Annotated in this window: 24 protein-coding genes and 2 tRNA genes; 16 read left to right on the forward strand and 10 right to left on the reverse strand. The window is 62.0% G+C overall.

What is annotated here, in order from left to right; genetic code table 11:
- The first annotated feature begins 271 nt into the window (after positions 1–271).
- Both FJW03_RS05955 and FJW03_RS05960 read left to right on the forward strand, forming a co-directional pair.
- Entirely contained in the window at positions 272–2,044 is a 1,773-nt protein-coding gene (locus FJW03_RS05955) for a glucan ABC transporter ATP-binding protein/ permease (RefSeq protein ID WP_140762928.1), read from the forward strand.
- A 232-nt stretch (positions 2,045–2,276) separates the two neighbouring features.
- Positions 2,277–3,029, forward strand: coding sequence for a heme ABC transporter permease (locus tag FJW03_RS05960; RefSeq protein ID WP_140762925.1), 753 nt, complete (start codon positions 2,277–2,279; stop codon positions 3,027–3,029).
- Between the two features lie 69 nt (positions 3,030–3,098).
- On the opposite strand, the gene FJW03_RS05965 is transcribed toward FJW03_RS05960, so the two are convergent.
- Positions 3,099–4,157: a D-TA family PLP-dependent enzyme gene (locus FJW03_RS05965; protein WP_140762922.1), complete on the reverse strand. Its 1,059-nt coding sequence runs from the start codon at positions 4,155–4,157 to the stop codon at positions 3,099–3,101.
- A 187-nt stretch (positions 4,158–4,344) separates the two neighbouring features.
- Between FJW03_RS05965 and FJW03_RS05970 the strand changes: the two genes are divergently transcribed.
- Positions 4,345–5,031 (forward strand): D-lyxose/D-mannose family sugar isomerase, encoded by a 687-nt coding sequence (locus FJW03_RS05970; protein WP_140609940.1) that lies wholly within the window; start codon positions 4,345–4,347, stop codon positions 5,029–5,031.
- Between the two features lie 468 nt (positions 5,032–5,499).
- Here FJW03_RS05970 and FJW03_RS05975 read toward each other — a convergent pair whose 3' ends face one another.
- Positions 5,500–7,185, reverse strand: coding sequence for a hypothetical protein (locus FJW03_RS05975; RefSeq protein WP_140762919.1), 1,686 nt, complete (start codon positions 7,183–7,185; stop codon positions 5,500–5,502).
- Positions 7,186–7,340: 155 nt separating this feature from the next.
- Positions 7,341–7,414: transfer RNA gene (locus tag FJW03_RS05980), tRNA-Cys, on the reverse strand.
- A gap of 494 nt (positions 7,415–7,908) precedes the next feature.
- Between FJW03_RS05980 and FJW03_RS05985 the strand changes: the two genes are divergently transcribed.
- The 3 genes from FJW03_RS05985 (at position 7,909) to FJW03_RS05995 (ending at position 10,418) form a co-directional block, all read left to right on the forward strand.
- Positions 7,909–8,535: a DUF1326 domain-containing protein gene (locus FJW03_RS05985; RefSeq protein ID WP_140609942.1), complete on the forward strand. Its 627-nt coding sequence runs from the start codon at positions 7,909–7,911 to the stop codon at positions 8,533–8,535.
- A gap of 32 nt (positions 8,536–8,567) precedes the next feature.
- Positions 8,568–9,368: a DUF2182 domain-containing protein gene (locus FJW03_RS05990; RefSeq protein WP_140692757.1), complete on the forward strand. Its 801-nt coding sequence runs from the start codon at positions 8,568–8,570 to the stop codon at positions 9,366–9,368.
- A gap of 243 nt (positions 9,369–9,611) precedes the next feature.
- A complete protein-coding gene (locus tag FJW03_RS05995; protein WP_413466464.1) occupies positions 9,612–10,418 on the forward strand; it encodes a FecR domain-containing protein in 807 nt (268 codons plus the stop codon).
- An 83-nt stretch (positions 10,419–10,501) separates the two neighbouring features.
- Here the strand turns inward: FJW03_RS05995 and FJW03_RS06000 are convergent, their stop codons facing one another.
- Positions 10,502–12,706, reverse strand: coding sequence for a CHASE2 domain-containing protein (locus FJW03_RS06000; RefSeq protein ID WP_140762916.1), 2,205 nt, complete (start codon positions 12,704–12,706; stop codon positions 10,502–10,504).
- Positions 12,707–12,978: 272 nt separating this feature from the next.
- Here FJW03_RS06000 and FJW03_RS06005 point away from each other — a divergent pair, with 272 nt between their 5' ends.
- Both FJW03_RS06005 and FJW03_RS06010 read left to right on the forward strand, forming a co-directional pair.
- Complete coding sequence (locus tag FJW03_RS06005) at positions 12,979–13,221, forward strand: hypothetical protein (protein WP_140762913.1); 243 nt, start codon at positions 12,979–12,981, stop codon at positions 13,219–13,221.
- Positions 13,221–13,502, forward strand: a complete 282-nt coding sequence (locus FJW03_RS06010; protein ID WP_140762911.1) for a hypothetical protein — start codon at positions 13,221–13,223, stop codon at positions 13,500–13,502. The genes FJW03_RS06005 and FJW03_RS06010 overlap by 1 nt, the downstream gene beginning before the upstream one ends.
- 324 nt (positions 13,503–13,826) lie before the next feature.
- On the opposite strand, the gene FJW03_RS06015 is transcribed toward FJW03_RS06010, so the two are convergent.
- The 3 genes from FJW03_RS06015 to FJW03_RS06025 form a co-directional block, all read right to left on the reverse strand.
- Positions 13,827–14,435, reverse strand: coding sequence for an EF-hand domain-containing protein (locus FJW03_RS06015; RefSeq protein ID WP_226890602.1), 609 nt, complete (start codon positions 14,433–14,435; stop codon positions 13,827–13,829).
- A 432-nt stretch (positions 14,436–14,867) separates the two neighbouring features.
- Positions 14,868–15,173, reverse strand: coding sequence for a hypothetical protein (locus FJW03_RS06020; RefSeq protein ID WP_140762908.1), 306 nt, complete (start codon positions 15,171–15,173; stop codon positions 14,868–14,870).
- 108 nt (positions 15,174–15,281) lie between these two features.
- On the reverse strand, positions 15,282–15,692 hold the full coding sequence (locus FJW03_RS06025) for a hypothetical protein (protein ID WP_140762905.1): 411 nt from the start codon (positions 15,690–15,692) through the stop codon (positions 15,282–15,284).
- Positions 15,693–15,783: 91 nt separating this feature from the next.
- On the opposite strand from FJW03_RS06025, the gene FJW03_RS06030 reads away from it, so the two are divergent.
- Together FJW03_RS06030 and FJW03_RS30195 are read left to right on the forward strand one after the other, a co-directional pair.
- Positions 15,784–16,026, forward strand: coding sequence for a helix-turn-helix domain-containing protein (locus FJW03_RS06030; RefSeq protein ID WP_413466465.1), 243 nt, complete (start codon positions 15,784–15,786; stop codon positions 16,024–16,026).
- Positions 16,027–16,295: 269 nt separating this feature from the next.
- The gene (locus FJW03_RS30195) at positions 16,296–16,541 is read left to right on the forward strand and encodes a hypothetical protein (RefSeq protein WP_319022907.1); all 246 of its coding nucleotides are present in this window, start codon (positions 16,296–16,298) and stop codon (positions 16,539–16,541) included.
- Positions 16,542–16,608: 67 nt separating this feature from the next.
- Here FJW03_RS30195 and FJW03_RS06040 read toward each other — a convergent pair.
- Together FJW03_RS06040 and FJW03_RS06045 are read right to left on the reverse strand one after the other, a co-directional pair.
- Positions 16,609–16,682: transfer RNA gene (locus tag FJW03_RS06040), tRNA-Gln, on the reverse strand.
- A 186-nt stretch (positions 16,683–16,868) separates the two neighbouring features.
- Positions 16,869–17,801, reverse strand: coding sequence for a lysylphosphatidylglycerol synthase domain-containing protein (locus FJW03_RS06045; protein WP_140762899.1), 933 nt, complete (start codon positions 17,799–17,801; stop codon positions 16,869–16,871).
- Positions 17,802–18,157: 356 nt separating this feature from the next.
- On the opposite strand from FJW03_RS06045, the gene FJW03_RS06050 reads away from it, so the two are divergent.
- Both FJW03_RS06050 and FJW03_RS06055 read left to right on the forward strand, forming a co-directional pair.
- Positions 18,158–19,576: a Ppx/GppA phosphatase family protein gene (locus tag FJW03_RS06050; RefSeq protein ID WP_413466466.1), complete on the forward strand. Its 1,419-nt coding sequence runs from the start codon at positions 18,158–18,160 to the stop codon at positions 19,574–19,576.
- A gap of 25 nt (positions 19,577–19,601) precedes the next feature.
- Positions 19,602–20,348, forward strand: coding sequence for an RlmE family RNA methyltransferase (locus FJW03_RS06055; RefSeq protein WP_140762896.1), 747 nt, complete (start codon positions 19,602–19,604; stop codon positions 20,346–20,348).
- A gap of 107 nt (positions 20,349–20,455) precedes the next feature.
- Here FJW03_RS06055 and FJW03_RS06060 read toward each other — a convergent pair whose 3' ends face one another.
- Positions 20,456–21,877, reverse strand: a complete 1,422-nt coding sequence (locus tag FJW03_RS06060) for an MFS transporter (protein WP_140762893.1) — start codon at positions 21,875–21,877, stop codon at positions 20,456–20,458.
- Between the two features lie 242 nt (positions 21,878–22,119).
- Here FJW03_RS06060 and FJW03_RS06065 point away from each other — a divergent pair, with 242 nt between their 5' ends.
- The 4 genes from FJW03_RS06065 to FJW03_RS06080 all read left to right on the forward strand — a co-directional run bounded on the left by FJW03_RS06065 (position 22,120) and on the right by FJW03_RS06080 (position 25,031).
- Positions 22,120–22,365 (forward strand): type II toxin-antitoxin system Phd/YefM family antitoxin, encoded by a 246-nt coding sequence (locus tag FJW03_RS06065; protein WP_140762890.1) that lies wholly within the window; start codon positions 22,120–22,122, stop codon positions 22,363–22,365.
- Positions 22,362–22,817, forward strand: a complete 456-nt coding sequence (locus FJW03_RS06070; RefSeq protein WP_140762887.1) for a PIN domain-containing protein — start codon at positions 22,362–22,364, stop codon at positions 22,815–22,817. The genes FJW03_RS06065 and FJW03_RS06070 overlap by 4 nt, the downstream gene beginning before the upstream one ends.
- 137 nt (positions 22,818–22,954) lie before the next feature.
- Positions 22,955–24,457, forward strand: a complete 1,503-nt coding sequence (gene guaB, locus FJW03_RS06075) for an IMP dehydrogenase (protein ID WP_140762884.1) — start codon at positions 22,955–22,957, stop codon at positions 24,455–24,457.
- The gene (locus tag FJW03_RS06080) at positions 24,408–25,031 is read left to right on the forward strand and encodes a hypothetical protein (protein WP_140762881.1); all 624 of its coding nucleotides are present in this window, start codon (positions 24,408–24,410) and stop codon (positions 25,029–25,031) included. The genes guaB and FJW03_RS06080 overlap by 50 nt, the downstream gene beginning before the upstream one ends.
- Positions 25,032–25,062: the final 31 nt, after the last annotated feature.

Consider the following 25,062-nt stretch of genomic DNA (forward strand, 5'->3'; position numbering starts at 1 on the left):
CGATCCGACTGCGCAGGCCTGTTGTGCTCAAAAATGTGGCAGTGCTCGTCTATTGCCATGATTTTGCCGCAAGGCTGACATTTCACCTTTTATCTCAAACTGTTAGGTGATCACGTCAGATTTCGTATCGTCGTCATCTTTTGTTCGCTAAATGGGAACGGAAGCGATAGACGAGCATTGTTTTGCGACGCGTCAACCGTTACGTGTCGGGAAATGGTGCAGTGCACAATATTGGTATTGGGCACAATAGAGAGTTGGCGGAGTAGCTGAAGTGTCACTTCTGCAGATCTATTGGAGAGCGCTGGGGTATCTGGCCGCCGACAAGAAGCGCGTCGCGCTGATTTGTTCGGCCAACGTGGCCCTTGCCGCTGTCGCCATTCTCGAGCCGATCCTGTTTGGCCGGGTGATCGACGCAATCTCCGCGCATGGCTCGGTATTCTCCACGCTTGCCGTGTGGGCCGCCTTGGGCGCCTTCAACGTGGTCGCCTTCGTTCTGGTGGCACGCGGCGCGGACCGCTTTGCCCACGCCCGGCGCAGCCAGGTTCTGTGCGAATCGTTCGAGCGTGTCATCACCATGCCGCTCGCCTGGCATCACCAGCGCGGCACTTCCAACGCCCTGCACACGCTGCTGCGTGCCGTCGAGACGCTGTTCAGCCTTTGGCTCGAATTCATGCGCCAGCATTTGTCCACGGCTGTTGCCCTCGTCCTGCTGGTTCCGACCGCCATCAGCATGGATGTGCGCATGTCAGGGGTACTGCTTGCGCTCGGTGTCCTCTATGTCGGCATAGGCCGCCTGGTCATGAAGCGCACCAAGGAAGGCCAGGCCGCTGTTGAGCGCCACTACCACAAGGTGTTCGCTCACGTGACGGACTCCGTGAGCAACGTCGCCGTTCTCCAGAGCTACAACCGTCTTGGCCATGAGGCCGAGACGCTGCGCCGCTACGTCAAGAACCTGCTCGATGCGCAGAACCCTGTGCTCGACTGGTGGGCCATTGCGAACGCGCTCAATCGCCTGTCATCGACAATCTCGATGATGGTGGTGCTCCTGATCGGCGCCTATCTGGTCACCCATGGCCAGCTGCGCGTCGGCGATGTCATCGCCTTTACCGGTTTCGCCACGTTGCTGATCTCGCGGCTCGACCAGATGTCGGCTTTCGCCAACCAGATCTCGGAGGCTCGCGCCAAGCTCGAGGACTTCTACAAGCTCGAGGACTCGGCAGCCGATGCCGCCGAGCCGGATGGCCTGCGCGACCTCACCAACGTCACCGGCCATGTCCGCTTCGAGGATGTGAGCTTCGAATTCGCCAATTCGGGGCAGGGCGTCAGTGATGTGTCCTTCGAGGTTCAGGCTGGCCAGACGGTTGCCATCGTCGGACCGACGGGTGCGGGCAAGACCACGCTCATCAACCTGCTGCAGCGCGTCTTCTCGCCGTCCGGTGGCCGTATCTTGATAGACGGCATCGATACCCGCACGGTGACCCGCAAGTCGCTGCGCCATTCGATCGCCACCGTGTTCCAGGATGCCGGGCTTCTCAACCGCTCGATCGAGGACAATATCCGCGTCGGCCGTGCCGACGCCACCAATGACGAGATCCATGCGGCCGCCGACGCGGCCGCGGCCCAGGACTTCATCCTGGCCAAGAGCAATGGCTATGACACGGTGGTCGGCGAGCGCGGCGGCCAGCTCTCGGGTGGCGAGCGCCAGCGCATCGCCATTGCCCGTGCCGTGCTGAAGGATGCCCCGATCCTGGTGCTCGACGAGGCAACCAGCGCGCTCGATGTCGAGACCGAGGACCGCGTCAAGGAAGCGATCGACGAGCTGCGGCGAGACCGCACCACCTTCATCATCGCCCATCGCCTGACCACCGTTCGCGACGCCGATCTGGTCGTGTTCATGGACAAGGGCAGGGTGGTCGAAATGGGCGGCTTTGCCGAACTGTCGCTGCGCAACGGCCGCTTCGCCAGCCTGCTGCGTGCCGGCGGCCTGCTCAACGACGAGGAAGTCCGCCGCCTCAGCCGCTCCGTGCAGGGCGAGGCCGCCTGAGCAGATGATGGTTCTTCCTTCTCCCCTTGTTGGGGAGAAGGCGTTGCCGAAGGCGACGGCTGAGGGGGGCTCCAGCTGGCGGAACCCAAGTCCGCATAGAATTTTCCATCGCCTTATTCCTTCCAGCACCCCTCATCCATCTCGGCGCTGCGCGCCGATCCCGGGAAAAGGCAAGGCCTGCGACACCGCCGCTCGATTGCCCCAAACGCGACGGCGGTCTATGTAAGGCGGCATGAGTGACACCACTTCACGCCTGAGCGGCTGGACCGATCTTGCCAATCCGACGCGGTTCGTCGCGTTGGTAGACAGGCTTGTGCCATGGCTGGCGGCGATCGCCGCAGTTATCTTGGCCGTCGGGCTCTATATGAGCTTCACGGCGCCGGAAGACTTCCAGCAAGGCATCACAGTGCGCATCATGTACATCCATGTGCCTTTCGCCTGGCTCGCCATGATGTGCTACACGCTGATGGCGGTCTCGGCGCTGGGCACACTGGTCTGGCGCCATCCGCTGGCCGATGTCGCGCTGAAATCGGCCGCACCCATCGGCGCCGTCTTCACCGCGCTGGCGCTGATCACCGGCTCGATCTGGGGCAAGCCGATGTGGGGCACCTGGTGGGTGTGGGACGCCCGCCTGACGTCGGTCTTCGTGCTGTTTTTGATGTATCTCGGCATTATCGCGCTGACCCGCGCGCTCGACGATGCCGGACGCGCCGCCTGGGCCGCCGCCATTATCACGCTGGTTGGTTTCATCAACATCCCGATCATCAAATTCTCGGTCGACTGGTGGAACACGCTGCATCAGCCAGCCTCGGTGTTCCGCATGGGTGGCTCTACCATCGATTCCTCTCTGCTGTGGCCGCTGCTGGCGATGGCACTCGGCTTCACCGTGCTGTTCTTCGCGCTGCACCTGATGGCGATGCGCACCGAAATCCGCCGCCGTCGGATCATCGCCATGCGGCGGGTGGCGGCGCGGCAGGTCAACTGACGCACGCCGAGTCTCTTCCCGGCGCCAGCGTTGTGATGAATTCCGCGACCCGCCAAGTCGCTCTGCATCTCACCCCATCAGCCCGCGCGCCGCCACCGGCAGCGTTTCCAGCACTTTCTCGCCGTCGATCAGGTTGATCTCGTTGAAGAGGTTGGTGACGACGCAGCAATGATCGGGCACGACACGCACGCGCTCGCCGATGCGCAGCTTGGCCTCGCTCGACAGGGTGACCGCGCCATGCTCCTCGCTGAGGCCCGTCACCCGCGCCCCCGGGACACCCATCAACTCGCCGAAATCGGGCAGCCCCAGCGTGTCGCTGGACAGCGCCTTGCTGCCGCTATCCAGAATGGCGCGGCTCGGCGTCGGATGGCTGACCACGGTCGACAGCACCGTGAGCGCGCAATCGTCCAAGGTGCCGACGCCTTTGGCGACCTGATAGCGGTCGAGATAGATGTAGGTGCCGGGCCGGTATTCGGTGACGACGGATGCGGCAGCGGAGCGCCACATATCCGGCGTGCCACCGCTCGAAACGCGCTCGCAGGCGAGACCCGAAGCGGCCAGCACCCGCTTGGCGTCGGCAAGCCAGGCTTCGGCTTCCGCTGCCCGGCCGGCGGCCGGATAGGTCATCAGCCCGCCGAAGGCGAGGCCGCCGGCCTTGTCGATCAGCCTCGCCAGCGCAACCGCTTCATCGGCCGTCTGCACGCCGCAGCGGCCCATGCCGGTATCGCATTCGACCAGCACCGGCAGCGGGTGGCCGGCATCGGTGAAAGTCGCCGCGAGTCCCTCCAGCGTATCCATGCTGTCCGCCGTCACCGACAGCGTTACGCGACCGTGCAGCGCCTTCAGCCGCTCCAGCTTGGCGCGGCCGAGAATGTTGTAGGGGAGAAAAATGTCGGTGAGACCGGCATCGGCCATCACCTCGGCCTCGCCGATCTTCTGGCAGGTGATGCCGACGGCCCCCGCCGCCACCTGTTTCTTCGCCCAATAGGGCAGCTTGTGGGTCTTGATGTGCGGCCTGAGCTTCAACCCGTTCTTCTCGGCATGGGCTTGCGCGCGGGCAATGTTGGCTTCGGCGCGTGCGGCGTCGATCAGGATCGACGGCGTATCGAGGTCGTGGATCGTCGGCATCGGCTATCCCTGTGAAAATTCACAGGGGTTATGAGCCTGAAAGCACGCTGTGTCACGCGGCCAGCCGACCGGATCGGTAGGCCATCCGTTCACGGTGCAAGGCAGGGCAGGCGGCTGGGTGGATCGACACCGAACCCGCGTTCGGCTATGCGGTTTGCCAGACAGTCGACGCCAAGGGGTCACGATCATGAAACGCTCCGCCATCAACGAAATCATCCGCGAAGCCGACGCTTTCATACGCTCGTTCGGCTACATCATGCCGCCCTTCGCCTACTGGTCGCCGGAGGAAATGAAGGCGCGCCAAGTTGACTCCTCCGCCATCCACACCTCGCGGCTGGGCTGGGACATCACCGACTATGGCCAGGAGAAATTCAAGGAACTCGGCCTGTTCCTGTTCACCGTCCGCAACGGCCGTTACGAGGATATGAAGAAGGGCATGGGTATGCTTTATGCCGAGAAGATCATGATCTCGCGCAAGGACCAGCTGTCGCCCATGCACCGCCACAACATCAAGGCCGAGGACATCATCAATCGTGGCGGCGGCAAGCTGGTGCTGGAACTGTTCATGCACGATCGTGACGGTGGCATCGACCCCAAGGCCGAAGTATCGGTACCCGTCGACGGAACCATCCACCGGCTTCCGGCGGGCGGACTGTTGAAACTCGACCCGGGCCAGAGCGTCACGCTGCTGCCGGGCGTCTGGCACGCCTTCTGGGCCGAAGGCAAGGACGTGCTGATCGGCGAGGTCTCCACCGTCAACGACGATCTCACCGACAATGTCTTCCGCGAGCCGATCGGCCGCTTCTCCAATATCGAAGAGGACGTCGCTCCCCTGCATCTGCTGGTGGCCGACTATGAGAAGTGGCTGAGATAAGGCAGGGCCGGCAGCGGCCGCCTCCCGGCAGCTTTAATGGCAGCAACCTGCGGCAGCCTCATCAAAATGGATGGCGACTCTCGTCCGCGTCTGTGGTGGTATCCGGCCCAGGTGGGGAGCGGGGACCCGGAGCAAAAAGGTGGTCCCATCCCCGTAAGTGGGCCAACACCCTCATTGATCTGGCCTCTCTATGGGCTCTGACCGAGGAGAGTCGAGAATGCTGTATCCTGCCGAGAGGAACAAAAAGCCGCCTTGTAGCCAACCAGCCGACGATGAGCGCCAGGCGCGGCTCGAGAAAACAGCCAGGCTCAAGCGGCTTCGGTCGTACGCTTCCTGGCTCACGCCTGACCCACACGCCCCACTTCATGATGAGATAGACTGCTCTGCGGTAATTGAGGAAAGCAGGTCAGTGAGCCTGGCCTGATCGGCAGAGTGAAGCAGCTGGCCGGCGAGGCGCCTACGGTAGACTCAAAGACAGCAGCTTGCCGCCGATTGCACGCTTGTCCGGCATAGGCATGACGAACTGATCGGCACGTCGGTCATGGCCATCGCCGTGGCGAGCTTTGCCTGCAGTGCCGGCAGCTCGTCGCTCTCGCCGCGCCGTTTCAGGCACTCCACCAGACCGTGCAGCGCCCAGACATTGTTCGGGTGCTGCGCGCAGCGCTGCACCTTGTCGCTCAAGCCCAGATCGTCGCGATAGATCTGTTCGGCCTCCTGCGCGTAGCCCTGGTCGAGAAGCAGCGCCGCCAGCGCATGGCGCGGCGGGTGCATCCACGCCCACGGCTCGGTGTAGGACAGATTGTCGTCGAGCTCGACCGCTTGCCGCAGATGCCTATAGGCCTCCTCATGCCGGCCCCGATGATAGGCAAGCTCGCCATCAAGCAACGCAGCGCCCACGGCGAGCGAGGCGCGGGTCGGGTTGCTGAGGAAACGCCGCTCGACTGGAATGCGCGCCATATGCTGGTGGAATCGGTCGCGCTCACGCTCGGCCTCAGCGAAGTTTTTCAACGTCGCATGCGCGACGCCCTTGGCATAATGCTGCATGGCGGCCGTGAGCACGTGGAGGCCGGGCTCCGCGGTGATCGGCTCGTCCACGATCTCCCGCCAGCGGCCGAAGCGCACCTGCACATGCGATTTCATCGCATGATAGCCTTCCACCGTCTGGGTGAGCTTTGGCCGATCGGGCAGGCTGACCACATCGCGCGTCACCAGGCTGCGCACCTTGTCGGCGGCCCACAGCGCCGGCCGGTACTGGCCGAGGAACATGCAGGTGAACATCATCAGATGCAGATCGTGGCAGCAGCCGAGCAGGTAGTAGGTCGGCTCATCCGCATAGGCGAGATAGAGGTCGTTGGCGCGGACAGCCTTTTCGCTGGCCAACTTCGCCTTTTCGTATTCTCCGCACAGCACATAGATATGCCCCGGCATGTGGTTCATGTGCCCCGCATCGGGGCAAATTTCGCCCAGCAGATCGGCCGAGCGCATGCCGCGTTCCGGCATGGTGGACATTTCCAGGAGATGGATGTGCAGATGCAGGATCGCCGGATGCTGGGTCGTCCGGCCTTCGTCGGCGAGCCGGATTGACCGCTCGCAGACCTCCAGCGCCTCGACGACATCGGAATTCGGCGCCGGCGCGCCGGTCTTGAGGTTCCATAGGCGCCGGACGGTGCGCATCATCAGCGCCTCGACCAGCAGCGCCATCACATCATGGTCGTCGGGAAAATCCTGGTAGACCCGCCGCATCGCGGCGGCATAGGCATCATCCCACTTTTCGAATTCCTGCGGGCTCACCCGCTGCGGCTTCTGGAAGCGACAGGCCAGCGCTTCGATCAACCGCTTTTCGATGTCGCTGGCGCCAGCCGCGTTGGCGCGCGCCAACTGGACATGCTCGAAGCAACGCTTCGTCGCATTGTTCGCCTCGGCCTCGCCATGCTCCTTCCAGGCCAGATTGTAGAAGGGCCCGGCGGCATAGGCGATGCCCCAATGAACAAAAGCGCAGTCCGGATCCGTCTCCAGCCCCTTCTCGAAACACTTGATGCCTTCCTCATGGTTGAAACCGTAGCACCAGTTCAGCCCGATATCGAACCAGCGCTGGGTTTCGGCGGAGCGGGTGGAGATGGGGCGGCGGTAGGTGCCGAGGTCGAAGCGGTCCATGGGGTCTCGTTAGTTCTTGTTGGCAGGCAGCCAAGTTCCGGACAGATTTCGTCACCAACAATGTGTGCCGAAATCTCCAGGCATGGCAAACGCTCAGAGTACAATCGCCACTGTTTGAGAGGTACGGCTGTAGGCGCGGGCGGCTTTTTTAAAAATGGAGGTCTGAGTGGGAATTGAACCCACTACGTCGGTTTTGCAGACCGATGCGTCACCGTCCCGCCCTCAGACCATGTTGCTCTTATGACCACCCCATAAACACTCGTCAACTTTGCTGAAGGGCGCAACAGGCATTTGGCCCAGAATGTCCGCCTTCGTCGGACCTGTCGCTCATCTTGTGCAAGGCGTCCTGCTGCTTGTCCACGGCCATTCTGTGTAGAGGGTGCGGGCCGCGATAGTGAGGCAGAATGAAGATTGAGCCACCCTTTGGAAACAGCCTCAGTATCTAGCTTCCTAGAAGCTTTTCGAACTTTCCTTCTGGCACCTCCAACCGAATTGCGCGGGTATCAGGACATGCGACGGGACAAACTTGATCAAGCACGCGCCGGGGTCTGGTGGCGGTTGCAGCTTGACACTTCCGGGCAACGATGTAGCCTGAATTGACTGGTCTAGCGCGCCGATCGTTCGCTGTGTTGGCCTGCTAGCCGCTCGCCGATGGAGGTGAAGCGGCGCCACCTGCCAAGAAAGCGGCGATACGCCGACGCGCCTCACGATGGGGAGGAGCCAATGGCAACCGGTTGGCAATTGTCTGGAAACTATTTCGAGAATTGTAGCTGCGACGTCGTATGTCCCTGCCTGATGTCGCCCAACGCGCAGCTGACATCAAGGCCGACGCGAGGCGTTTGCGATGTCGCCATGGCCTTCCATATCGATACGGGCAACTACGGTGACGCTCGATTGGATGGCCTCAACGTTGCGATGATTGCCCACACTCCGGGTCCGATGGCGGACGGCAATTGGACGGCTGCCGCCTATATCGACGAACGGGCCGATGAAGGGCAGATGGAGGCGCTGGGCGCGATCTTCACCGGCGCCGCCGGTGGTCCGTTGGCTATGCTCGCGCCTCTGATCGGCACGAACCTGGGAGTCAGGAAGGTGCCGATCAAGTACCAGATCGACGGCAAGAAGCGGTCGGTGGAAATCCCGGGTGTCATGCAGATGGCGGTCGAACCACTGCCGACAATGCGCGAGGACGGCGAGATGTGGGCCGCGACCGGCCATCCCGTCAATCCCGACTGGCTTGGTATGGCGATGGGCGTGCCGGGCAGCACGTTCGGCGACCACGGCATGCGCTGGGACAATTCCCGCCGAAACGGGCATTACGCGCCGATCAACTGGTCCGGCCAGCAATAGGCCGCGCTCCCATATCGGAACGGGGCTCGCCCATGGCCAATGCGGGAACTCCATCGCTGACGCTGCAGCGAAACATCATTGTCGCGCTGTTGATCGCTATCGCGGCGGCAGCTTGGGCCATGCTCGTCTGGCAGCAGACTGGCATAGACATGCCAATGGAAATGAAAACGCCCACCATGGGCATGAATGCGCCGTTGTTCCTTGCAGTCTGGATCATTATGATGACCGCCATGATGTTTCCGACAGCCGCCCCCATGATCCTGACGTTTCACCAGGTCCAGGCCGGTCGGCAGGGGCGCGGTGAGACCTTCGTCTCAACCTGGGTATTCATGGGGGGCTACATGCTGGTCTGGGGCGCGGCGGGCGTGCTTGTCTTTGCTGGCGCGGCTGGCGCGGAGAAGATTGCAACGCATACAGGAATGTCCGCGGCGACCGCCTCCCGCATCGGCGGCGTGCTGCTGATCATTGCCGGCGCCTATCAACTTTCGCCGCTCAAGGATCTCTGCCTGGCCAAATGCCGTACTCCGATGAGTTTCATCCTCACCTCATGGCGCGATGGACATTGGGGCGCGGTGCGCATGGGATGGGAGCATGGGCTCTTTTGTCTGGGCTGCTGCTGGCTCTTGTTTCTTGCCCTTTTTCCTCTCGGGATCATGAACATTGCTGCGATGGCTATGCTCACCTTGCTGATCTTTGCGGAAAAGACCTTCCCGGCAGGAGAGAGGATAGCAAAGCTATCGGGCACCGCTTTGCTGCTTTACGGCGCGGCGGTGTTGGTCTTTCCACAACTGTTGCCGACGTTTCCGGCAGTGCACGCCATGTCAATGAATTGACGAACGGCTTGATGCGCCCACCGCGCCGCTTGGCTCGAGCATTCCTAAGCGGAAGAGGCATATTCTACTTAAATTTAAATTGATCTATGCCCTGCTGTAGAGACAGCTTTTCAAGCATGTGCTAACAAAGGCGTTGCAGGGGGATGCCATGCCGTCCTTGAGGTGGGCTGCTATTGCCGCGCTGGCCGCGATGTTCAGCAATGCGACGCCGACCATGGCCGCCGAAGCAGTGGCCAAGCGGTCGTGATCAAGACTGCCGTTACCGGCGCAACCGGACCGCTGGTGGTCAGTGCACCCGTTTATCGGGACGAACGTATCAGCACATCCAATACCGGGCTTGGCCAATTCGTGTTCCTGGATGGCACCAAGCTGGCGGTAGGGTGGGGTTCTTCCGTTGTCATCGACAAGTATGTCTTCAACAATGAGAATTCGGTCAAGAACCTGACCATCCGCGCTGCCAAGGGAACGTTTCGCTGGATAAGCGGAAGCTCGCCTTCGTCAGCTTACCAGATCGTGACGCCTGCAGGCACGATAGGCGTGCGGGGAACAGCATTCGATGTCCACATCGCGCCCAACGGCAAAACCGCCGTCGTGCTTCTGAAGGGGGCGGCCAGATTCTGCAGCGGCGGCAGATGCAGGGAACTGAAGCGGCGCTGCGATTGTGTGGTCGCGACGCCATCAGGCGCAATGACCGATGTTACCAAGGTCAATCGGTCTGTGCTCAGCACACTCGGCACCTCGCGGGCATTGCCGTTTCTGACAGGCAATCAGCAGCTTTCGGGAGGCTTTGCCGCACTCGGAAATTGCGGGCTTATGGCAGCCAGTCAGCAAGAGGATAGGGCGCGGCCGCAGCAGCGCAACTCACCGGCGCCCACTCCGCCCAGTCCGCCTAGCCCACCTAGCCCACCCGGTCCGCCGGACCCACCGCATGGCGACACCGATGACGGCAACAACGGCCATGGAAATGATCCAGGCAAGCATGATGGCAGCAATCCCGGAAAATCCAACGGCCACGGCAAGGGCAATGGGAACGGCACGGGCGACGGATAGCCGCTCTTTTTCTTGGCGCGCGTCTGGTGTTCGACTTCGCTGGCCAGCGAGTCCTGCGGTCAACGGCCCTGTTTGAATGCAGGTCAGGAACCGGAGCCGAATTGTTGCTCCGCATAGCCGGCATTCGCCTCCACCGCTGCTCCCGCCCGTTTGGCAAGAAAATCATCCGGTCTGCGCGATATCCGGCCATAGAAGTCCTGCAAGTCTGCCGGCAGCCCCGCGGCCTTGGCTTTGGCCGCCGCTATGATCTTTCGGCTGCCTGGCGAGCGCGAATGCAACGCCTCGATGAGTTTGCCGTGGAGAAGCCGCAATTCCGCGAAATCCGGCGACGACGCAACATTTTCATCGCCGACAACGGCATTGATTCTCGTCCTAGCGCTCTTTCCCTTGAGCTCCAGCGATCCCGCTTCGAGCAACGCCCAGCCGGGCAGCGATCTTACTGTGTCGTAGGACGCGAGGATGTCGAAACTCACCGTCTTGCACGCTGTCTCGATACGCGCTGCGATGTTCACCGCGTCGCCAACGGCCGAATAGTTGAATCGCGACTCCGCCCCCATGTTTCCGACGCAGGCGATGCCGGTATGGATTCCGATACCGATGCGAACCGTCTGCCCGGCCCCGAATCCGAATGCATCGCTTTCGTTGAGGCGGGCCATCGTCTCGCGCATGGCCAATGCCGCGCGAACGGCCTTGGCAGGATGATCGGCGACGTCGACCGGGGCATTCCAGAAGGCCATGATCGAGTCGCCGATGAACTTGTCGAGTGTGCCTTCATTGGCGGTGACATGACGGCTGAGCGCGTCGAGAAGCGTGTTCAGAAACCGCACGAGGGCGGTGGGCGGCAGTCTTTCGCTGATCTCGGTGAAGTTTCGCACATCGACGAACATCACGGTCAGCTCGCGGTCGTCTCCGCCAAGACGAAGTGCGTTGCGCGTGTGCTCGATGCGGTAGAGAAGCGATGGCGATAGATATTGGCCGAAGGCCCGCCGGATCGCGCGCCGCTCCCGGTCGGTCACCAGGAAGCGGAAAGAGGTTGTCGCGAAATGCGTGATCGTGCCCATGACGATCGGCGCAAATGGATCGAACAGCAGTCCGGCCAGCGAAAAGGCAAGCCACGATGCGACGAGCGCAAGGCCCGTGATCGCCAGGCCGCAGGCGAGCGCAATCGCCGGGCTCACGAAAATTGTGAGAAACACCAGAAGGGTGCCCAGGATCGCGATGGACGCGATTTCCAGCCCGTTTGCCCAGTCGGGCCGCGACAGATAATGCCCGGACAGGATCTGTTCAATCATCTGCGCGTGGAGCGATACACCGGGCACGTTCTCACCGAGTGCCGTGACACGAATATCCTGCAAGCCGGCGGCGGAAGTGCCGACAAACACGATGTTGCCCTCGATGGCGGCCCTTGTTTTGGGTGAGACGCCGGCGAGTGCGAGCAGGTCCTTCGCAGAAACATATCGTTCCGGCCTGTCGGGACTGACATAGAGCCAGAGTTCGCCGGCCGAGGTCACCGGGATAACGAAGTCGCCGATCTTGACGGATGTCATTATGCCCTGCCGATCCGGCACGCCGGCAATCAGATAGGTGGATGCGCCCTGCGCTACCCTCATGGCTTCGAGGGCAAGATTCGGATAAAGCTGCTCGCTATCGGTCAGAAAGAGTGGAGCTGCCCTGACCACCGCGGTCGATCTGCCCGGATTGAGGCTGATATGTCCGAGGCCGGCGGCATTGGCCTCGAGCTGCGGCCGCAGCGGTGTGGCTGCCCTGATATGAGGGGGGGCCTCCATCGGGCTCTCGCCCGTAAAGGCGATGCCAGCCTTCATGTGCGGCCGATAGGTCCCTTCGTTGGAGATGCCGTAACCCAGGATAACCGGCTTGCCGGCGATCGATCGGGCGAAGATTTCATCATTGTCGGGCAGGCGATCGAGCAGGGCAGGATCGATGCCCGGCACCTCGCGGACAACACTGCGAGGCGACAAACGATCGGGTTCGGCGAAAAGGATGTCGAACGCGATGGCTGCCGCACCAAGCTCCGTCAGTTTCTCGACCAGAGCAGCCATGCGATTCCTGGGCCACGGCCACTGCCCGAACTGCTGCAATGAGGCCTCGTCGATGTCGACCACGCGGACAGGCATCGGTTCGAAGCTGCGAGGTGCCAACCTCTGATATTGGTCGAATGTAGCTTCGCGGGCGAGTCTCAATGGCTGCGGATCGATCGCCCGGACAACGGTAAGTGCTGCCACCAGCGCCAAGCCCAGGATGACGCCGGCCAACTGGGAGCGGGTCATGACTGCTGCATCAATTGTTGTGCCGCGTATTCTTGCTGCATGGTCCCGCTCCGGGAATAGCTTTTCGAGCCTTGAGGCTAGGCTGCATTGTTCCCGGCTAATGCGCAATCGCCAACCTTACCGCCCAGCGGAGTAGCGCAGTTGCGGCGCTGGCTCGCCGGGGAGGCCCTTCGCTGCCGGTCCTTCGAGACGGGTACGGGCGAGCCCGGCATCGAAGCTCCAGGAACAAAGTGGTTCCGCTAATGTTGGGATGAAAATTAGCGGAGACTAATATGAAATTCTTAGCCGTTCTGGAACCCTGCGGCACATGGGCGGTATTCGACACTACAACCGACGAACCGGCCGAGTTTGCAGGTGAGTGCCTCATTGGTCTGACAAAGGCTGCCGCTATTTGGCTCGCGGCAAGAGCCAGCGACGATGAAAGAAGAAACCGTTGCCGGCATGGCTCGAGCATCAGCGTACTGGGTAACGCTGGGTTTTTTCAGCAGCAACCGCGTGAACAGTCGTGGGGGTGATGAGTGACGAGGCCATGGCTGCCGTATTGGCCTCACGCGATGATGAAGTGCAGGTCCTCGGTGTATTCGACGCAGCGAACAAGAAAGAAGCCTCCCTTGAACTTCGCCGCCTTGGAGAGGCAGTTCACTTTTTAGCAAACGCGTCGGTATTGGGCTACGACGTTCGTTCTGCGATAATCTTCCATGGAGTTGCGGGAGCGCCAAGCTTGAGAGCGAAGCAATGTGAGCAACTTTGGGCGAAACACGGCGCGCTGCTGGTAAAGTGGGACCGCAGTTCTTGAGGGGCGGCTTGTCGGTGACGGGCTGGCCCGACTGTGTCTGCGAGTCCTGACGGCTGGCCCGGGCCCCGCCCCATCAGGCTGCTTTACGGATGACCGCCTTGAACGGATGATCCATCGAAGGCATCTGGCCGGCCGCCCCGCTCAACTTGGCCCCAGGTCACTGGAATGGGCGATTGGAACCCGCAACGGGTTCGGGGAGAGAACACGCCCACGGCCGTGTTGCCTCTCCCCAAAGCGCCCCATGTTGCCTGTGGCGTTCGCCAAACTCCGAGCCATTCGGAGCCGCTTTTGACCAGCCGGATTTCAAGCTAAGACACCAGCCAATTACGGCATTTCTTCCCGACCCCCAGAGCCATGCGAGAAGGACTGGATTTCATCCATGTCGATCTTCCCGTCACCGTTCTGGTCGATTGCAGAGAAGATTCGGCCGACAGCCTCCTGGACCTCGTTCTCGGACAGCGATCCGTCACCATCCGTGTCCAGAAGCGCGAGTACAAGTCGCATCCCGGTGCCGCGCATCATGCGAGGACCATGATTTCCGACCATTCCATGCTCACCGACTGGGCCGCCATTGCGGTGCCACCGCCAACCGTCTCCATGACGGGAAGCTTCCTGTTGCCGATTGTTACCTTCGTTAGAGCTCCGATCCTGTTGCATCCTCTCCTGGACGGCTTGCTCAATCATCTGGCGAATCATTTCATGCGTCGGCCCACCCGCCTGTCCGTTCACATCCGGCAGTTGCCCGGCACCGGGCTGTTGGGTGGTCGCCGGGGTTGGTGCAGGTGTTCCGTTCGTCTGGGCGAGCGCAGGGAAGGTCGCTAACATAAAAGCGGCGGCCGCGGTGGTCGTGCAGCGTGGAAATCTCATGACATGCTCCATTGGTTGGTCGTGGTCTGCCTCAAGCTGATTGGCTGGCCCCAACTTGGAGTTCATTCCGATTGTTCCTCCCTGGAGATCGGGTCACGATGAAGTTACACGAACCATGGGGGTATAGGCTTCAACATACTGTGCCGACAGCAGCCGCACATCATGGCCAGGAAGCGGGCCTCTATTCCTACATGATCGGTTGAAGTCCGCTGGCGCCGACCCCGCAGGCGAACAAAAGCTCGGAGCGAAGCCGCCGGCCAAATCAGCGGAGGTGATGGGGATCATTTTAATGAATCGTTGACCGCGCTGTCCTATTTTGGAACAGCGCGGTCAAACCCCAACCTGACTGCGTAGGCGGCTCCGGCAACCAGCCCGCCAGCTATGCCGGAGCCGCCGCTACCACACTTGCATAATACCAGCAATGGTTGAATCAACTGTTACTAAGTGTCCTTTCTAGTTCGCTTTCCCGGTCGTTAGACCTTGATAAAACCGGGGATTTCAGATCCCGTGCCCGCCCTCGATAAAGCCGGGAAAATCGATCTCGGCATCATCCCGCTCCCGGTCGGTGCATACCTCCCGCTCGTGGTCGCCACGCGCGCCGTCCGCCCAATGGGTTTGATTGTGGTAGCGGTTCGGAGCGCCTAGCGTCGGCTCCTCGGTGCCGTCGTCCCCCAGGTCGCAGTGATCGGCCTCACGATCGTCGTTGTCGCCAGACCAGCCCGCCATGTATGGCTCATGGTCTGCGCCGTCTTCCAGATCGCAATCGGCTTCCATGAGGTGGAGCGGCGCGGTGATGAGGCTCATGGCGCGGTCTAGGAGGTCGTTAAGGCGCTTCTGGACTTCGCTGCGCCCATGTGCGGGGATCTACCCCAGCGGGCATTCCATAGGGCTTTAGAAGGCTGACAGGCGCGTTCATATGGTCGCCCCCGACAACTTCGCTTTGAATTGCGCGAAGACTTCATTGTTATCCTTCAGGCCGCGAATGTATGCCAGGATTTCAGCACGGGGAGCGCCGCCCTCGTTCATCCATACTATATGGTCAATCCATCTGCGCAGCTGCGCACGATAGGCGGCGGCCAGTTCTGGCGGCAGCGTGTCCAATAGGGCTTCGATGCGGCGTATTTTGGCCTCGGTGCTTTCTCTGGTGGGCGCGACCAGGGTCAGCGGCGCCGGCAGGGCCAAGGCCGTTGTAGCTGCTCCCATGGCTGCAACAGAGGTGAGACCGACAAGGAGCCGGCGGCGAGAAAATCGCCCGGTGATGATGTGCATTCCCTCGACAGCGGGCATAGTTTCGCCGGCCGCCGGAACATGGGTGTTCGGCATGGTGATCTCCAGGTTGATGTTTTCGTATTACAGTGATACGAATAGATCACATTGGTACAAACGTCAACACTTTTAGATAAAGTTGATCCGAATGGATAAGCCGACAGGCCGACAAATCGCCGCTGCACGAACGCTCGTCGGCATGACACAACCGGAATTGGCAGAGCTGTCAAAGATTTCTGTGCCGACCGTCAAGCGCATGGAGGGCAGCGACGGCCAGGCTGTCGGTATGGCGAATAATGTCGAAGCAGTGTGCCGCGCCCTTGAGGCGGCTGGCGTCGAGTTCATCCCAGAGAACGGCGGCGGGGCTGGCGTGCGGCTCCGCAAGGCCTGAAGGCAGCTTGCGTGCAATCCTAGATTGCGCGATGCTTGCTGGGGAAAAGGGAGGGGTGTATCTTGAGTAGATTCCCACTCGTTGTTGCGCTTGGTCTTTGTGCGAGCGTGACGGCCCATTCAGTCTCGGCAATGACCACAGATGAAGCATGTGCGCAGGTCGCTGGAGCCGCACACTGCTCGGCAGAACGGCACCCCGATGCAATCAGTTCTTGAAGTCGCCACGATCCCAAATTTGCATCAGGCAAGGCAGGCTTCCGGGCTATTATTATGATGGCTTACGACCAGCCTCGTTTCAACACTGACGAAAACAAACAACGGGCAATAGATGATTTCCGCGACCATGTTCAACCCGAAGGAAAACCGGCGGGCAGGGCAGGGATATCAAGACGGTGCAGGCGCGCATGGGGCATTCCCAGCATCGTCATGACCGCCGACACCTACGGACACCTGTTCCCCGGCACCAATGACCAGGAAGAACTGGCAGCGGCGGAAAAGTCCCTGCTTGGCACTTGACGCGACACAAACGCGACATGGCGGCTTGTTCGGCGTGTCTAGATTTGGCTAAGTGCTTGATTTTGTTTGGCTGGGGAACCTGGATTCGAACCAGGACTAACGGAGTCAGAGTCCGTGGGTCTACCGTTAACCTATTCCCCAGCAGGTGCGGTCATGAACCGCGCGGCCGAGCGGCTGAGCCGCTTGAGCGCTGCCTTGTAGCCGCCAGCGGAAAATAGTCAAGCCTGCTCTGCGGTACAAATCGGGCAATCGCACAAGTTTGCGCTGCCCTTCATCAGCCTGCCGGCAGCTTCTGCCCGTGAACAGGAGAAGCCCGCTGGCCGCGCCTCAGCTCTCTGTCCGGCTGAATTGCGAGCGTTCGAAGAACAGCACGATGCCTAGCCCGAGAATCAGCGGGATGATGAGATAAAACAACCGGAACACCAGCAGTGCGGCCAGCACGCCCACCGGGTCCATGTCGGAAAGCCCGGCGAGAAATACCACTTCGAACACGCCGAGCCCGCCCGGCGCGTGCGAGAGTTGGGCGACCGAAAAGGAGACGAGGAAGACGCCGAGCACGACGAAATAGCCGGGATTATGGGCTTCGGGCAGGGCAAAGAAGATGATTGCGGCGGCGGCGAGCAATTCGATCGGGCCGATCAGCAACTGCCTGGCGACGATCGGGAGCGCCGGATAGTGCAGTTGGAAGCTGGCGATCTTCAGCGGGCGCAGATGCAGCCAGCTGCCGAATATGTAGGCGGCGACGATCAGCAGCATCGCAATGCCGGCCGCTTCCGACAGGCCATGATGGGCAATGCCGGAAAACCGGTCGAGGATCTGCGGCTCGAACACCAGCACCAGGCCGGCCGTCAGGATGGTCGACAGCACGAAGGTGATCCAGCAGATTGCCACAAGCACGCCGACATCCTGTCCGGTCAGCCCTCTGGTGCCATAGGCGCGGTAGCGGATGACGGCGCCGGAGAACACCGAACCGCCGATATTGTGCGAAAGCGCGTAGGTGGTGAAGGAGCAGAGCGTCACGAACAGCCACGACACTTTCTTGCCGATATGCAGGAGCGCGATGTGGTCGTAGCCGGCGAGCGCGGCATAGGCGATGACGGAACTGAGCGCCGCCAGGACCCATCCACGGGTTGGAATGGCGGCAAGCCCGTCCCAGACATCGTCGATCGAGATGCCGCGCAGCTCGTGCCAGAGCAACAGCAGCGAGAAGATCACCGCGGCACTGCCGACGACCGGCCAGAAATAGCGTCTCCAGTTCATTGCCTGACTGCCATGCGTTGCGTGTCCGCTTCCTTTTCTCTTGAAGATGGGAGGCCGGTTGCCCGGCTTCCTCCGTTCATTTCAGAAATGCCTCATTGAAGCCGGCTATTCAACCGCGAACGCTTACCGGTGCTACCCACCTGCAAGATCCGCCTGCACCGAAGGCGGTGCTAGCGTGCCAGCAAGCGGTGAGGCATCGGATCTTCGGAGGGATCGTCTCCGACAGTCTCGCACTATCAATCCAGCCTTGCGACTACATTACGCGCGAAGGCGGCTTGGGAGCCCAGCCGGCAAAATTCGGCGCATGGCTCTTGGTGATCGGGCGCACCGCTGTTAGTCTGGCGGCAACTTGAAACATGCCAAAGCGCCTGCTGCGTCCGTCATCGGTTCGCGCGGCGCCGGAAGGAACGACAGTGGAAGACCGCGACACCGGCGCAGGCGCGCCGGAGGTGGGCGCGTCAAGCGCTTCCCCAGGGCCATCTGGCTCGGGGACAGCCGGTTGGCAGCAACGCCGCCCGACGGAGCTCGGCTCCGCCGACGAGCCGGCGGGCGACGCGACCCGCAACCAGAAGGGCAAGCCCAAGAAGCGGCGCAAGCGAAGGCGAGGGCGCAAGGTTTTTGCGCGCGACGAAGCGCGCCCCCAAGACAATCGATCGCTGATGCCAGGCAAAGCCGCTGTCTCGGCCATGGAACCGAAGCAGGCGGCTCCGGTGATCTCGCCCGTCGCTTCAACGCCGCGCCCGGAGCAGGGCGTCCGCCGGCCGCCGGTGCACGAGCTTCCCGTCTTCGCGGCCCTCGACCTCGGCACCAACAATTGCCGGCTGCTGGTCGCCGTTCCCTCACGGCATGGCCAGTTTCGCGTCATCGATGCCTTCTCGCGCATCGTCAGGCTGGGCGAAGGGCTCACTGCCAATGGCCGGCTCAGCCAGCCGGCGATGGACCGCGCCGTCGAGGCGCTGAAGATCTGCGGCGACAAATTGCGCAGCCGCAAGATCAGGAAGGCAAGGCTGATCGCCACGGAAGCCTGCCGCTCGGCGGCAAACGGCGTCGAGTTCCTGGAACGCGTCGAGCGCGAGGCCGGCGTGAAGCTCGAGATCATCGACCGCCAGACCGAGGCGCGGCTGGCGGTGTCCGGCTGCGGCTCGCTGGTCGAGCGCGACACGCAGGGCGTCGTCCTGTTCGATATTGGCGGCGGCTCTTCCGAAATCGCACTGATCGATCTCACCGGTCGCCGGTCGCCGCGCCTCGCCAACCATATCGTCTCTTGGACGTCGCTGCCGGTCGGCGTCGTCTCGCTGGCCGAACGTTTCGGCGGCCGCACGGTGACACGCGAGATTTTCACGGCCATGGTCGATGACGTTGCCGGCCGGTTGGCCGCCTTCGATGGCCGCGACCGGCTAAGCCACCTCAAGGCCAACCCGAACTTCCATCTGCTGGGCACCTCCGGCACCGTGACGACGCTGGCCGGCGTCCACCTCGATCTCGAACGCTATGATCGCCGCCGGGTCGACGGGCTGTGGATGGACCGCGACAGCGTCGACCGCATGGTGGAGAGACTGGTCGGCTGGGATTTCCAGCAGCGTGTCGCCAATCCCTGCATCGGTGCAGACCGCGCCGATCTGGTGCTGGCCGGCTGCGCCATCCTTGAGGCGATCCGCGCAGTCTGGCCGTCGGAGCGGCTGCGTGTCGCCGACCGTGGCCTGCGCGAGGGCATACTGAGCGAACTGATGGCCGATGACGGCGTCTGGCGCAATGATGGGCGTGGCAGAGCATGATCATGCTCGAACAAGATATCAAGCGATGACCAAGAAACCTGAAAAGCCAGGAACGGCCGGCATTCGCGTGCTGAAGACGCGTATCAAGAAGAAGAGCGGCCTGAAGGAGTCCTCGCGTCGCTGGCTGCAGCGCCACATCAACGATCCCTATGTGCAGAGGTCGAAGGCTGATGGCTATCGCTCGCGCGCGGCCTACAAGCTGATCGAGATCGATGACAAGCACCATCTCCTGAAGCCCGGCATGAAGGTGATCGATCTGGGTGCTGCCCCCGGCGGCTGGTGCCAGGTGGCGGCCGCGCGCACGAAATCGACAGCGGAAAATCCACATGTCGTCGGCATCGATTATCTGGAAATGGATGCCGTGTCCGGGGCGCCGGTGCTTTTAATGGATTTCCTCGATGCGGATGCGCCGCGCAAGCTGGCCGAAGCGCTGGGGGGCGATCCCGATGTCGTGCTGTCCGACATGGCGGCTCCGACCACCGGCCACAAGCGGACCGACCACATCCGCACCATGCATCTTTGCGAGGTGGCGGCCGATTTCGCGCTGTCCGTGCTGAAGCCGGGCGGACATTTCCTCGCCAAGACTTTTCAGGGCGGCGCAGAAAACGAGCTGCTGTCGATGCTCAAGAAGAATTTCCGCTCCGTCCACCACGTCAAACCGCCGGCTTCGCGCGATGAGTCGGTCGAACTCTATTTGCTGGCGAAGGATTTTAAGGGGCGCTCCCTTCCTTCTCCCCTTGTGGGAGAAAGTGGCGTCAAAGGCGACGGATGAGGGGTGTTCCAAGGAACACCGTCTCGCTCCGCTGGAACACCCCTCAACCGTCTCGGCGCTGCGCGCCGATCCACCTTCTCCCGCAAGGGAAGAAGAAAAGGGCTGCCTCACTCCCCCGGCGACCTCGCCGGTTCCAGCGTCTTGGGTGCCGTCAACCGCCCATGGCCCGACACGGCGTTGCCGGCGTCGGGCGCCAGCCGCATGAACGATAGTGATGCGGCGGCCGAAATCGCGGCGACGATGTAGAAGGCGGTGTGGAAATCCGTCAGCGTCAGCGGTCCGCCATGGACGCTCGTCGACACTTCCAATATGCCGCCGGCCACCGCCACGCCAAGCGCGATCGACAGTTGCTGGAACACGGCGGTGATCGGCGTCGCCTTGCTGGTGTCCTCGGCCGAAACCTCGGCATAGGACAGCGCATTGACGCCGGTGAAGAACATCGAGCGGATGAAGCCGCCGACCAGAAGCACGGACAGCATCAGCAGGTAGGGCGTGTCGGGCGTGAACAGGCCGTTGATGGCGATCGATCCGGCGGCGACCAGCGAGCCCACGATCAAAACGCGGCGGAAGCCGACGACGCGGAAAATCAGCGCGGTGACGAATTTCATGCCGATGGCGCCGATTGCCGAGACGAAAGTGATCATGCCGGACTGGAACGGCGTCAGCCCGAAGCCGATCTGGAACATCAGCGGCAAAAGAAACGGCACCGCGCCGATGCCGATGCGGAACAGCGAGCCGCCGAGCACGGAGGATCGGAACACCTGGTTGCGGAACAGTTCGAGCGCCAGCAGCGGGTTTTTGGCGCGGCGCGCATGCATCAGGTAGAGCGCGCCCGACACCAGCCCGACGGCCACGGTGATGAAGCCGGTCGCCGGCGGCAAATAGGGCAGGCTGACCACCGACAGGCCGAACACGATCCCGGATGCCGCCAACCCGCTGAGCACGAAGCCGGTGAAATCGAGCGGCGGCGTCTCCATGGATTCGGTCTGGGGCAGGAAGCGGGTGGCCAGCCAGATGCCGATCAGGCCGATCGGCACGTTGATCAGGAAGATCCAGTGCCAGGTGAAGTAGGTGGTGATGAAGCCGCCGATCGGCGGGCCCACCAGCGGGCCGACCAGCGCGGGAATGGTCAGCCACGACATGGCCGCGACCAGTTCGCTCTTGGGCGTCGCACGCACCAGAACTAGGCGCCCGACCGGCGTCATCATGGCGCCGCCGATGCCTTGCAGGAAGCGTGACACAACGAAGGCCGGCAGCGAACCTGAGAAGGCGCAGGCGACCGAACCGGCGATGAAGACCGCGATCGCGGCGCGGAAGATATTCTTGGCGCCGAAGCGGTCGGCCATCCAGCCGCTGATCGGAATGAAGATCGCCAGCGACACCAGATAGGCGGTCAGCGCCAGCTTGAGCGCGATAGGGCTGGTATGGATGTCGATGGCGATCGCCGGCAGCGACGTCGCGATCACGGTCGAATCCATGTTTTCCATGAAAAGTGCGACCGCCAGGATGAGCGGAATGGTGCGATTCACGAGCGTGCCCGTTTCAAATTCTCTTTCCGGCCGGGGGCGAGCCGATACGAGGGGCGGTTATCACGGCCGGGCACCGATGTCGTGTTAATTTGCTGTCACTTTTGTGCGACCGCAAGGATGCGGACTTTCGCTTTGACATGCCCATGCCGGCTGAGATCATATCCGTGCCAGGCAAGCGGACACCTTGCAGGGAGCGGTACACATCATTATTGTAGTGAATATAACTACTATGGGACATTATCATGGACAAAGCTGTTTCGGCAGCCGATGCCAATCGCAGGTTTTCTCTCCTGCTGCGCGGCGTTCGCGAAGGACAAAGCTACGTGGTGACCAGTCACGGGCGTCCGGTCGCTCGGATCGTGCCCGCGGATCATCAGAAGGGTGTGGCTGCCCGATCGCGCGCGGCGTTGTTGTCGCGCCTTGAGCGCCAGCCTGTCATGGATGCCGGGCGGTGGACGCGCGATGAACTCTACGAGGACGAGCATTGAAGATCGCGCTCGATACCAATGTCCTTGCTTACGCGGAAGGGGTGAACGGTGCGGAGAAGCGCGACATCGTTCTCGAATTGCTGCGCAATGTCCGGCAAGATGGCGCCGTTATTCCTGTTCAGGTTCTTGGTGAACTGTTCAACGTTTTGGTCCGCAAGGCAGGAAGACCGCCCGTGGAGGCACGGGATGCCCTTCTGAGCTGGAGCGACGCATTCTCCGTTGCCGCGACGACACAAGATGTGATGATGATGGCCGCTGATCTGGCTGCCGATCACCGATTCAGCATTTGGGACTCGGTCATTCTCTCCACGGCCTCGCAAGCTGGTTGTCGGCTGCTGGTCTCGGAAGATCTGCAAGACGGCTTCACATGGGGCGGGGTCACTGTCGTCAGTCCTTTTGCAGCGCCACGTCATGCATTGCTTGATGCTCTGGCGGGGAAGTCTGGCGACTAGAACGCGGAACGCCGCAACGATCGGCTTTTCATCGGCGCCGCGACGTGTTACCAGCCAGCGCCAATCCTGAAAGGGAAGATAAGAGTCGGCGCTGCCCATTCCGGTCCAGCGCTTTTTCCGCATTCAAAGGGCTGGCTATGGCAAAGATCATCGAAACGTCCACCGGCGCGCTGGCGCTGACCTTTGACGACGTGCTGTTGCAGCCCGGCCATTCCGAGATCATGCCCGGCCAGACCGACATCCGCACCCGCATCGCCGGCGACATCGATCTCAACGTGCCGATCCTGTCGGCGGCGATGGACACCGTCACCGAAGCGCGCCTGGCCATCGCCATGGCCCAGGCCGGCGGCATCGGCGTCATCCACCGTAATTTTTCGCCGGCAGAGCAGGCCGAACAGGTGCGGCAGGTCAAGAAATTCGAGTCCGGCATGGTGGTCAACCCGGTCACCATCGGCCCCGACGCCACGCTTGCCGATGCGCTGTCCCTGATGCGCACCTACTCGATCTCCGGCATACCGGTGGTCGAGAATGGCGGCACTGGCGGCCACAAGACCGGCCGATTGGTCGGCATCCTGACCAATCGCGACGTGCGCTTTGCCTCCGATCCGGGGCAGAAGGTCTACGAACTGATGACCCGTGAGAACCTGATCACGGTCAAGGAGAATGTCGACCAGGACGAAGCCAAGCGGCTCCTCCACCAGCACCGGATCGAAAAGCTCGTCGTGGTCGACAAGTCAGGAAATTGCGTCGGCCTGATCACCGTCAAGGACATCGAGAAGTCGCAGCTGAACCCCCACGCCACCAAGGACGCGCAGGGTCGCCTGCGCGCGGCGGCCGCCACCAGCGTCGGCGACGACGGCTTCGAGCGCGCCGAACGCCTCATCGAGGCCGGCGTCGACCTTCTGGTGATCGATACCGCGCATGGCCACTCGCAGCGCGTGCTGGATGCGGTCACGCGCGCCAAGAAACTCTCCAACTCGGTTCGCATCCTGGCCGGCAATGTCGCCACCGCCGAAGGCACGCAGGCCCTGATCGATGCTGGCGCCGACGCCGTCAAGGTCGGCATCGGCCCGGGCTCGATCTGCACCACCCGCATCGTTGCCGGTGTCGGCGTGCCGCAGCTTTCGGCCATCATGTCGGCGGTCGAGACGGCGCACAAATCGGGTGCCTCGGTCATTGCCGACGGCGGCATCAAATATTCCGGCGATCTCGCGAAGGCGCTCGCGGCCGGCGCCAGTGCCGCCATGATAGGCTCGCTGCTGGCCGGAACCGATGAAAGCCCGGGCGAGGTCTATCTGCACCAGGGCCGCTCCTTCAAGGCCTATCGCGGCATGGGTTCTGTCGGCGCAATGGCGCGCGGCTCCGCCGACCGCTACTTCCAGGCCGAGGTGCGCGATACGCTGAAACTGGTCCCGGAAGGCATTGAAGGCCAGGTCCCTTACAAAGGACCTGTGTCTGGCGTGCTGCACCAGCTTGCGGGCGGCCTGAAAGCCGCTATGGGTTATGTTGGCGGTCGCGATCTTGCCGATTTCCGCGAACGCGCCACCTTTGTGCGCATATCCAACGCCGGACTTCGTGAAAGCCACGCCCATGACGTCACGATTACCCGCGAAAGCCCGAACTATCCCGGCGGAGCCTGATTCCGACGGTATCGGGCGAAGCCTGACGGCGGCGGTCCTGCGGCTGTCACGTCACGCTGCCGCCCTCTGTTTCCTGTCGGCGGCGGTTCTCATCCTCATGACGGTGCTGGAATTCTTTTATTTCCGCCAGTTGAGCGGCGGCCTGCCTTCGCTCGACATGCGCTATTTCGGTTTTACGCCCGATGAAGGCATGGCCTGGCTGACGGCGCTCGGCCGGCGCGGCGGCGAGATCATTCTGGTCTGGCACTATCTGACCTTCGACCTCTTGTTTCCGGCGCTGTTGTCGCTGACGCTGGTCAGTCTGACCCTGGCAACCGGTCGCCGCCTGAAGAATTTCCGCGTGCTGCCAGGGCAGGTGCAGTCGATCTTCGCGCTGGTCCTGGTGCTGCCCTACACGATCGCCGACTATGCCCAGAACATCGCTGTGGCGCGGCTTCTGTCTGACTTCCTATACGCCAACCCGGATTCGCTGGCTTTCGCGTCGGCGCTGATCGTCACCAAATTCGCGCTTCTCGCCGTCCCGGTTACCATAATTGCCGTTTTTTGGGTGGCGGGCCTGAGACGCCAGGATTGATGACGCCAGAATTGATGCCGAACAGCGCAGG

The sequence above is a fragment of the Mesorhizobium sp. B4-1-4 genome, assembly GCF_006439395.2.
In the GTDB taxonomy this organism is placed as follows: domain Bacteria; phylum Pseudomonadota; class Alphaproteobacteria; order Rhizobiales; family Rhizobiaceae; genus Mesorhizobium.